General features: G+C 66.8%; 2 protein-coding genes. Both read right to left on the bottom strand.

Features of this window, described 5'->3' with window-relative positions:
- Positions 1-43: 43 nt before the first annotated feature.
- Complete coding sequence (ppgK, locus tag ON45_RS16195; RefSeq protein ID WP_373281592.1) at positions 44-802, bottom strand: polyphosphate--glucose phosphotransferase; 759 nt, start codon at positions 800-802, stop codon at positions 44-46.
- A 31-nt stretch (positions 803-833) separates the two neighbouring features.
- The coding region (locus ON45_RS16200; protein ID WP_040495090.1) for an acyl-CoA dehydrogenase family protein at positions 834-1,980 on the bottom strand (1,147 nt) is incomplete at its 5' end.

A 1,980-nucleotide genomic window follows, 5' to 3' on the forward strand; every position in this document is an offset into this window, starting at 1 on the left:
GTTCGCGCACGGAGCGCCAGAACTGTTCACGAGATGCGAAGGATTACGGGGCGACGAGGGCGGCGCCGACGATGCCGGCGTTGTTCGCCATCGAGGCGACGACGATCTCGGTGTCGATCTCGATGTGGTCGAGCCATTTCTCCGGCTTCTTGCTGACCCCTCCACCGACGACGAACAGGTCCGGGCTGAACAGCTTCTCGACGTGCTCGAGGTAGTGCTGGACCTTCTTCGTCCAGTGGTGCCACGACCAGTCGTGGCGCTTGCGTGCGCTCGCCGCCGCCTTGCTCTCCGCGTCGTGTCCGTCGAGTTCGAGGTGACCGAGTTCGGTGTTCGGGACGAGCATGCCGTCGATGAACAGCCCGGATCCGATCCCGGTCCCGAACGTGAGCATCATGACGACACCCTTCCGGCCGGCAGCGACCCCGTAGCGGACCTCGGCGAGACCGGCCGCGTCGGCGTCGTTGATCATGTGGACCTCGACGCCGAGCGCGTCGGTGAACAGTGCGTCGGCGTCGACGTCGAGCCACGACTTGTCGATGTTCGCGGCGGACTCGACGTGGCCGTTGCGCACGACCGCCGGAAAGGCGCAGCCGACGGACCCCTCCCACTCGAGATGGCGGACCAACTCCACCACGACGTCGGCCATCGCCTCGGGCCGTGCCGGGTGCGGCGTGTCGATCCGAAAGCGGTCACTCAGCAGGTCGCCGGTCGCGAGGTCGACGATGGCCGCCTTCATCCCGGTTCCACCGATGTCGATTCCCAATGCCCGCCCGGAGCGCTCGTCGTTCGTGGTCTGCACGATCGACCAACGTAGTGCCCGCGAGTCGCCCGACTCAGACCGCCGGCCTGCGGGCCTCCGACCACGTCATCCCGCGCTCGACATTCGGCTCACGAGGCAGGCCGAGCACGTGTTCGGCGACGATGTTGCGCTGGACGGCGAACGTGCCGCCTCCCAGTGTCAGCGCCGGGTGGAACAGGTAGCCGTAGTGCCAGATCGGGTCGACCTCGGGCGCGTCGTCGTCGGCGAAGTTGTTCTCGGTGGGCGTGCTCTTCATCGCCGCCGGAACACGGCCGGGCGGGCCTGACCCTTCGAGCATTCCGGACGCTCCCGCCAGATCCTTGGCCAGGGACAGCACGTGCTGACCGTGGTCGTCGGCCATGATCTTCTGGATCGAGGCCTCCGGTCCCGGGGTCTTGCCCTGGAGCGTGGCACTCAAGCTGCGGAACCGGTTGAGTCGGAGCAGTTCGGCCTCGATGTGGACATCGACCGCACGTTGCCGGAGCACGGGATCATCGATACCGCCGTTCTCCCTGATCAGATCGAACAGCAGCTCGGCCGAGGGACCCGAGCCCCACATCGAACCCGCCGACGACAGCGACACCCGCTCGTTGGACAGCGTCACCTTGGCCAATCGCCAGCCGTCGCCCTCGGCTCCGACCCGGTTCGCCACGGGGATCCGGACGTTGTCGAAGAACACCTGGTTGAACGAATGGGCGGTGGTCATGTCGACGATCGGCGACATCGACAGGCCCTCGGAGTCCATCGGCATGATGAAGTACGAGATGCCCTTGTGCTTCGGCTGATCGGGGTCGGTCCGCGCGATCAGGATGCCGAACTGCGAATGGTGCGCGCCGCTCGACCAGATCTTCGAGCCGTTGATCACGTACTCGTCGCCATCCCGCTCGGCGCGGGTCGCCAGGTTCGCGAGGTCGGATCCGGCCTCGGTCTCGGAGAACAGCTGCGACCAGAACTCCTCACCCGAGAAGATCTTCGGGAGGTACCGCTCCTTCTGTTCGGGGGTACCGGCGAGCAGGATCGTCGGTGCCGCCCACCCGATCCCGATCGCATTGCTCGGACGACGGACCTCGGCCCGGTGCAACTCGTCGTCGATCACCAGCTGCTCGATCGGATCGGCGTCGAGACCCCACGGAGCGGGCCAGTGCGGCACCACGTACCCGGCCTCGGCGAGTTGCCTGCCG

The sequence above is a fragment of the Ilumatobacter nonamiensis YM16-303 genome, from assembly GCF_000350145.1.
Lineage (GTDB): Bacteria > Actinomycetota > Acidimicrobiia > Acidimicrobiales > Ilumatobacteraceae > Ilumatobacter_A > Ilumatobacter_A nonamiensis.